The following is a 356-nucleotide window of genomic DNA, read 5'->3' on the forward strand; positions in this document are numbered from 1 at the left end:
AATGGGGAAATCAGCAAAACAGTCACAATTCCGCTCAATGATGACAGTAACTATGAGCCGAATGAAACCGTCAATTTAACTTTAACTAACCCGACTGGTGGCGCAACATTAGGCACACAACAAACAGCCATATTAACCATCATTGATAATGATGCTGTACCAGGGGTAATTGAGTTTAGTGATGCTAACTATGCGATTAATGAAAATGGTACACCAGTAACGGCTGTAACTTTAACTCGGACTAATGGTAGTGATGGTGCAGTTAGTGTCAGAGTTAACCTGACAAATGGCACAGCCACCGCAGGTAGTGACTATAATAATGCACCCATCACAGTTAACTTTGCCGATGGGGAAAT

The 356-nt window shown here is 41.9% G+C and carries 1 protein-coding gene; it reads left to right on the plus strand.

Annotation, left to right across the window (positions count from 1 at the left end):
- Positions 1-356, plus strand: a 356-nt coding sequence (locus A3775_RS16735) for a Calx-beta domain-containing protein (protein ID WP_197480184.1), incomplete at both ends; no start/stop codon positions are given.

It is taken from the genome of Anabaena sp. 4-3 (assembly GCF_001597745.1).
Taxonomy (GTDB): domain Bacteria; phylum Cyanobacteriota; class Cyanobacteriia; order Cyanobacteriales; family Nostocaceae; genus Trichormus.